Raw genomic sequence first — 7,482 nt, 5'->3', positions numbered from 1 at the left:
CTAACTCAGTCAAGGTCAGTGTCTTACATTCAATCAGTGCCTTAGAGGCCAGCATCAAGCTGTTTAATCGTTTTAGGTGAAGTTCTGGGCAGTATTGGTGTAAAGAATGTTGTAGGATATTGGCTTCGCGCATCTTGTTGTCCAAGTGTAGTTTTTAGCGAAACCATTTGATCATGCAACAAGATGCGCTTCCACCCTAATTTGATGATTTATTTGTAAATCATCAGGGGATTCTTCAGCACTTAGTATCGTTTTTGAATCGGTCACGTCAATTAGGAAACAATCGATTTTTTATGAGTTATAAATTGGGGAATGATCTTGATTTTTTATTAACAAATGTGAATATGCTAATGAGCAAAATTCTACAGGAAAGATTAAATCAGGCTTTTCCTACAATAAGTTTTAATATTCCCAGTCAAATTATTTCTATATCTATAGCGAGTATTTATAAAGATTTATTATTGGCTTGGTTCACTAAGTTCTCAGCGACGCCTCCAAACGAGTATGCTCATTATATTTCACAGTTGCGTAGTCACTTAATAAAGTCACATATGAAGTAGATCTAAGTCACCCGATTCAATACATCGCGCGCTATTTTTACAGTACATGGATTTTTAACTTTCTATTTAATCATGCTAAGATACTAAGTGCTTGTAAATAAGGCTAAATATAGGTCGTAGAATAATAGGATGCTCGCTAGTTGATGCTTAGGATTAAAAATGAATAGTGGTATAGATAACACACGCTTAATCATTAGTGCGGAATTTATGATAATTTACTGAAAATATAACTATTATGCATTTTTGAACTTGCAGTTTGCATAAAATCATATCTTTCTTAATCCAAAAAAGAATAAATTACGGTTGATAAAAGATAACTTGCACTGTTTCCAGTTGATTATTTTATAATGATATTTTAGAGCTGAAAATAGATAGTACTGTGGAAGATACAGAACAAGCTTATCAGGTTTAATTAAAAATTAGAACCAGTCCATATAATTTAAAAATCCAGATGCAAAGTGAAAGTAAAAGATGCATTTATCTTATTGATTTATTTTTTAACCCATTCTGTAATGTTATGATATCTAGTTGATAACATATTTTATTTATTAAGCCGCAGATACTAGAGCTTTTGGGGGCGAAGTTGTTTGCCCAGATATTTGCCAATGTGAATATGAGCCTTTCACATTGGCTAAGTTCGTTATCTTGCAATGCTTTTATAAATAGTAACTGGCAGCTAATAAACAAACAGTTTAAAATATGTTCTTCTGATATTTTGTTTAAGTTAACTTTTCTGGGCAACCAATCTGGTTTACCTTCATTGTATACCAGTGCAGCAATCATACATGTCACAGAATTTAAACTGGTTGCACCAGTAATAAATTGATTTATTTGACTGTAGTTTCTAAACTTTTGATTTAGCGCATCGCTTAAATGAGATTTTTCCCATTGTTGGTTTATTGAATTTAATAAGGTCATTATTTGATACCTAACGATAAATATTTCTAACTTTAACTTTTAAGTTGAATGTTTTAATTAAATATCTAAAGAACTCTAATCCTAAATTTGAAAATCCTTTATAATAGTCTGATTCAGAATTTTCATAAGCTAACTGCAAACACCGATTTCCCCACGGTAGAAAATGGGTCTCTAATAGCTCTGTAAGAACTAATCTATAATCATCGTTACTAGGGTTTTCTATCATTTTTCCTAGTAAAAAATTAATAACAGCCATAATTAAGCCGATGTGATCAATAGGTTCATTGCTTTCGGCTTTAACATTTATTCCGTGTTTGGCGTAAAAATGTTTTAACTCAATAGTGCTGCTGTCATTTAATAGCTGTGAAGGTGATAAATAGGTTGACCCCCAAGGTGTTGCTTTGGGAGTGTTTGGACCATAAAAAACCGTTCCGTAATCTAATTTAAGCTTAATGAGTGCATCATTGTTATCACTCCATTGTGTTAGAAATCGGGACAATTCATCTAAAGCTTGAGATTCTCTTTTGGAATTAGTTAATCTTGGCCAATCTTTGGCTAGGTTTTGCTCTTTGAATTGATTTAGTAATTCTGCCTCAGGGTATATCATTAATACTGAATGAAAAATATTTGATATAGCTTTCAATTCGTTGAGTGTTGCGAGATTATTTCTTTTCATGATGGTTGAATTATCTTTTTATATTTTAAAAAGGTGCAATTTTCATTGCACCTTAACTTAAATGGTCATTAAACTTCGCGTATATTCAATACTTTACCGCTACCATTGCCTGTTGATTTTGAGTTTCGTGAGGCTTTTACAATCAAGTTTGGAGACGTTATTGACTGCGAAGGTAAGGGGGCAAAATGCTCATCTCCATCGCCATATTTTGCTCGTAGATTTTCCATCGTATCAAAATCTAATGCCCTCAAAGGACAGCTTTCGACACAAATAGGTTTTTTACCTTCGGCAAGACGATCGTAGCAACCATCACATTTAGTCATTACTTTTCGGTCTCTATCAATTTGCGGAGCATCGTAAGGACATGCTCTAGAACAACTTTGACAACCAATGCAAAGTGATTCTTCAACTAACACAAGACCATCTTCCTTGCGTTTGTGCATCGCTCCGGTTGGGCAAGCTTTGACGCAAACAGGTTCAGAACAATGATTGCAACTTAACGAGGTATAGTAAGCAAATACATCTTGTTCAAAGCTATTATCGCTATTCTGGTTCCATGTTCCGCCACCGTATTCATACACTCGACGCCATAACATGCCAGGTAGAGAAGCTACGCCATTTAAGGCTACGTCATCTTTGTTTCGAATTTTTCCAACCATACGGTCTTTACAAGCAATGTGACAAGTCTTACAGCCTGTACACTTGCTACTATCGAAATAGAATCCAAATTGAGTTTTTTCTGTCATTTTGATTACCCTTAAGCTTTTACTACCTGAACACGATTGGTATGTTGTGGATTCCCCTTTGTAATGGGCGAAGGATGGTATTTGGTTAATGTGTTAATACAACCACCAATATCAATCACATGACCAGATGGGCCAATTCGACCATTGCTATCTGGTTTGTACCATGCACCTTGCCCTAAGGAGCAAACTCCTGGTGTTACTCTAGGTGTTAATTTGACTGGAATCTCTATCGTACCTCTGTCATTGAAAATATGGACTTTATCTCCATCGGCTAAACCGCGTTGAGCTGCATCAATTGGATTCATCCACACCGCATCTTCAACCGCTTCACGTAACCAAGCGACATTGTGATAACTTGAATGGACTCTACCTTTTGTGTGATAGCCACAAAGTTGTAATGGATAACCAGCATTAATCGCATCAGCATCTTCATACCCGTCCCAAGTGACAACATACTGTGGCAGGGCAGTAATTTTGTCTCCTGGAGGCAATGTCCAAGTTGCTGCTTTACGAGCAAGGGAAATGGAAAATATTTCAAACTTTCCTGAAATCGTTGGTCGTGGATTTGCTGTTGGGTTTTGAATAAATGATTGATACGCTACAAATGAAGCTGGCATATATTTGCGGAATACCCCAATTTTTTGAGCCTCTTCATAGGTATTGGGCATCGCAACGTCTGGATTCATCGCTTTTGTTTCACTGTAGAGTTTTTCACACCATTGTTGGCCAGTTAGCCCATTGGTATATTCAGACTCTTTACCCATTGCCTTGGCTATGCCAGTACACATTTCATACATTGATTGAGCTTGGCCAAGAGGAGTTAGTGATGTACTCATGAAGGTTGCATAGGCCATCTGCCCTGATGCATAAGAGTCATTTGCATAGTCATCAGATTCAAGCCAAGTACTATCAGGTAACAGATAGTCTGCAAATTTTGCAGAAGCTGTCATCCAACAATCACTTACGATCACTAATTCACACAGTGTCTCGTCTTGTAATATCTCTGCTGTACCATTACTGTCAGAATGTTGGTTTACCAGTGTGTTACCCGCACAGTTGATTATGGCTTTGATGTTGGTTGTTAGCTTTGCAGGGTTGTTGTCTACTAGTTCTTGGCTGCCACTCGTCTTGTAACGAACACCATCAGTGGTTCCTGTGAACTCTTTGCCTCGAACAATCGCATCGGACCATGTAAAGACTGGGATTGTTACTTCAACAGGATTATTACCTGCCGGCATTCCTGATACCCCAAAGCTATAACTGGTAGGCATTGCACCACTGTTTACGCCTGGGCGGCCAATCTTACCTGTCATTATCGCTAGGGTATAAACAGCTCGGGTTGCTTGATCACCGTTAGCATGTCGACTAATACCTGCTCCAGCAGAAATATATGGCGCTTCTGCAGCCATAATTGCTGTAGCTAATTGTTTGATTTTATTTTCAGATACGCCACAAATAGCAGCCGCCCAACTTGGAGTTTTAGCTCCGTTAGCGGAATAAATGCCTTGTCCCATGATGTAATCAAAATAGTTTTCATCTGGGTTTACATACTGTGCATGTGATGCAATGAATGGATCTGAATGTAACGCGATAGATGCTTTGGCATTAACTAAAGAATTCCTGTCATAACCTACAACATACTTATCTAAAAATGACTTCGCATTTGAGTCTACCCAGCCAGAATTAATCATCTGATAAATAACAGCTTCGATTAATGCTGCGTCTGTTCCTGGGCGAATAGCAAGCCATTCATTTTCGTTCCCACGCATAGAATCAGTGTAACGAGGTTCGATCATCCAAACTTTAATTCCCTTTTGGTTTTTTTCAAGGGCTTTCACAAAGTCATAACCTTCACCACTACCACTCATGCGAATTTCATTAGGGTTAAATCCAAAACCAATAAATAGGTCAGAGTTTTCAATTTCGCTTAGAGATGAACCACTAATACTGTCCCATTGACTTCCGTATGTCGCTATACTCGCAGCATAGACTCCTGCCCAAGAGTAATCCCAATGGTAATCAAGGAAACCACCATTTAAATTTAATAAACGTCCCCAAGTCGCAGTATTAGATGAAAAACCATAATAAGCTCCTGAACCATGATGAAGATATATTGATTCTGGGCCATAGGTTTCTTTAATTACTTGTAACTTAGTGGCTATTTCTGAATAAGCTTGTTCCCATGTAATAGGAATAAATTGAGCATCACCACGTTTACCTACTCGTTTCATTGGTGAACGAAGTCTATCAGTCGCGTAAGTTCGTTGCCTTAATGACCGGCCTCTGGGGCAAGCTCTTGCTTGATGATTAACGCCATACTCATCAGTGGTTTCATGATCTGTTTCGATACGAGTGATAACCCCATCCTTACTGAACACTTTTATGGGGCAGTTTGAACCACAGTTAACCAAACAAGCGGACCAATTAATGACTTCATCCGTGGGTGTTGTCGTCGGTGGTACAACATTGGCTTCACTAGCGCTTTTATTGCATCCAGAAATTGTCGCTGCAGCGGTCACCGCGGCACTCATTTTTAAAAAACTTCTACGTTCCATTCTCTTCACCTCTTTTAAATCAAGGCAGCATGTAGCTGAAGGTCAACATCAGCAGATGCGCGTTGTAGTTATGATTAAGCTCACCCAAGGTCACTAATCCCGGAACGGCATGGGGGCTGACTTCGGCATAGTCAGTATCGTAGTAACGTTCGTACTGATAGCTCAGTTTTAGTCCCATACTGTTGTTCAGGGCATAACGGCCATACAGCTCAAAGTTGTGGCTGTAGGAGTAGTAATCGCCGTAAGGCTGGTTAGTGGTCGTGGTGATTAGGGTGTCACTCGCTGAGTTAGCAAATTGGTAATTGCCCCCAATGCTTAAGCGGTCATCCATCAGCCCGTCGTAGGTGAAACCGATATTGAGGTCGATAAACTCATCGTCGATATTGGTGTACCAATCTGGGGTGGAATAGGCTTGGCTACCTGCGATGTCAGATTCAATCCATTGTTGCCCTGCGCTAGCAAAAACGTTGAATCTGTTGGAGAGCTGCGCACTGAGTTGTACGTTGTAACCGTAGTCCTGCACCTCAGTTAAACCAATGAGGGTGTCATCGTAGTCGTCATTGTTGTAATGGGCATCGAAGTCAAGGGTTAACCATTGCAGGGGGGTATGATTAACGCTGAGTTCGAGCCCATTACGGTTTCTGTCTGCAAGGTAAAACTTGCGTAACAACGGATTTTCCTCGATGGACGTGGCTTCCAGGCTGTCGTAAGTTGAGCCATCACGGGTTTCATAACTGGCTTTAAGGTCTACCACAGTTTTAGGGATGACACGGATATTCAGCTTGGCCCACAGCGCACTGTCTTCTGTTTCTTCACGCTCGGTATAGTTACGTTCCACCGCTTTGTAATCAAAACCGCCGAGTAAACGATAGTCGCTGTTGAAACGGTAGCTACTCTGCAGTTTGAAGTTAGTGCGCTGAATATCCATCGCAACGTTTTGCTTAAAAGCACCGCTGACATTGTCCACTTCAAATTGGGCAAAATCCCAGGTAGAGCTTTTATTATCTCGGTCGCTGTAATCCAGCTGACTGTTTAGGCGCCAACGGGGACTCAGCATACTGCTAAAGCCGATACGCGCGTCTAAGGTCTCCACTTCACCATCCCAGCTTTGCAGGGGATTGCCGCTGACTTGGATAAGATTGTCATCTTGAATCATTCGGCCAGTAGCGAGGCGACCGTTAATCACGTTCGTGCCGAGTAGGTATTGGCCCGTTAACGAGACTTGATGGGCATCGTTATCTGGGGTGGCAGCATACACATTATCGGCATAGGGTAGACTTAAGTGATTAATGTGATTTCGGTAATAACTGCCGTTATAGGCCAGTTCGCTCTGCCATTGGTGTTGGTCGATGCTAATACCCGCATTGATATTTTGGGTCGTTGCATCGACGGGCAAGGCAAAGTTCATTGGGCCTGAGTTGGCTAATAAACTGCTGCGACGATTGCCCGTTTTATTCTCTTGGTCATAGTTGATATAGCCCTTGAGGCCGTTAAGCAGCGCATCTAACTCACCCTCAAGGCCGATGCCGACTTTTTCACGCTGTAATTCAAGGTCAAGGTAGCGGGTGTGACTGTCGGGTAGCAGCAACCCATTGTCATGCCATAATTGGGTTTGGGCAGTGGCGTCATAACGAGTCATCATGCTGTAATCGAGTTGGATGCCGCCCAGATTGTTCTTGGCGGCTTCGAGGTGCAGATAACCGTTGTCCGAACCGAGTTCATCGGCTTTCATCACTGCCTGGTATTCACCTTGTCGATAACTCACATCACCACCGACACTGCCACGCCAACCCGTATCACTGTCGCCAAAGCTGTTACCTGAGTGGATATCGTCGCTGCTTGCCCAGCCGACATTGGTGCTCACTTCGCCTTGGTAACCCTGTTTCACTGTGCACGCCTTACATTGATAGGCGCTAGTGTTGACCTTACTAGTATTGGCTTGCTTTACCGAAAAGTCTGCGGCGTTAACGCTTGCAGAAGCGGCAAGCAGTCCAATGGTGATTAAATTTAATTTAAACTTCATCTCA

General features: G+C 40.8%; 5 protein-coding genes and 1 pseudogene. All 6 read right to left on the bottom strand.

Going from position 1 to position 7,482, the window contains the following annotated elements; all coding sequences use genetic code 11:
* Positions 1–133, bottom strand: a pseudogene (locus L5M17_RS21435) (IS4 family transposase); the annotation flags it as partial.
* A gap of 904 nt (positions 134–1,037) precedes the next feature.
* Complete coding sequence (locus tag L5M17_RS21430; RefSeq protein ID WP_218737734.1) at positions 1,038–1,478, bottom strand: hypothetical protein; 441 nt, start codon at positions 1,476–1,478, stop codon at positions 1,038–1,040.
* 10 nt (positions 1,479–1,488) lie between these two features.
* Positions 1,489–2,154: a molecular chaperone gene (locus L5M17_RS21425; RefSeq protein ID WP_263149108.1), complete on the bottom strand. Its 666-nt coding sequence runs from the start codon at positions 2,152–2,154 to the stop codon at positions 1,489–1,491.
* A 68-nt stretch (positions 2,155–2,222) separates the two neighbouring features.
* A complete protein-coding gene (locus L5M17_RS21420; RefSeq protein WP_172591570.1) occupies positions 2,223–2,900 on the bottom strand; it encodes a DMSO/selenate family reductase complex B subunit in 678 nt (225 codons plus the stop codon).
* Between the two features lie 11 nt (positions 2,901–2,911).
* Positions 2,912–5,455, bottom strand: coding sequence for a DMSO/selenate family reductase complex A subunit (locus tag L5M17_RS21415; RefSeq protein WP_263149106.1), 2,544 nt, complete (start codon positions 5,453–5,455; stop codon positions 2,912–2,914).
* A 19-nt stretch (positions 5,456–5,474) separates the two neighbouring features.
* On the bottom strand, positions 5,475–7,478 hold the full coding sequence (locus L5M17_RS21410; RefSeq protein ID WP_263149104.1) for an MtrB/PioB family decaheme-associated outer membrane protein: 2,004 nt from the start codon (positions 7,476–7,478) through the stop codon (positions 5,475–5,477).
* Positions 7,479–7,482: the final 4 nt, after the last annotated feature.

Source organism: Shewanella sp. SW24 (assembly GCF_025653395.1).
Taxonomy (GTDB): Bacteria; Pseudomonadota; Gammaproteobacteria; order Enterobacterales; family Shewanellaceae; genus Shewanella; species Shewanella oncorhynchi.
This window is presented reverse-complemented; position numbering and strand designations above follow the sequence as displayed.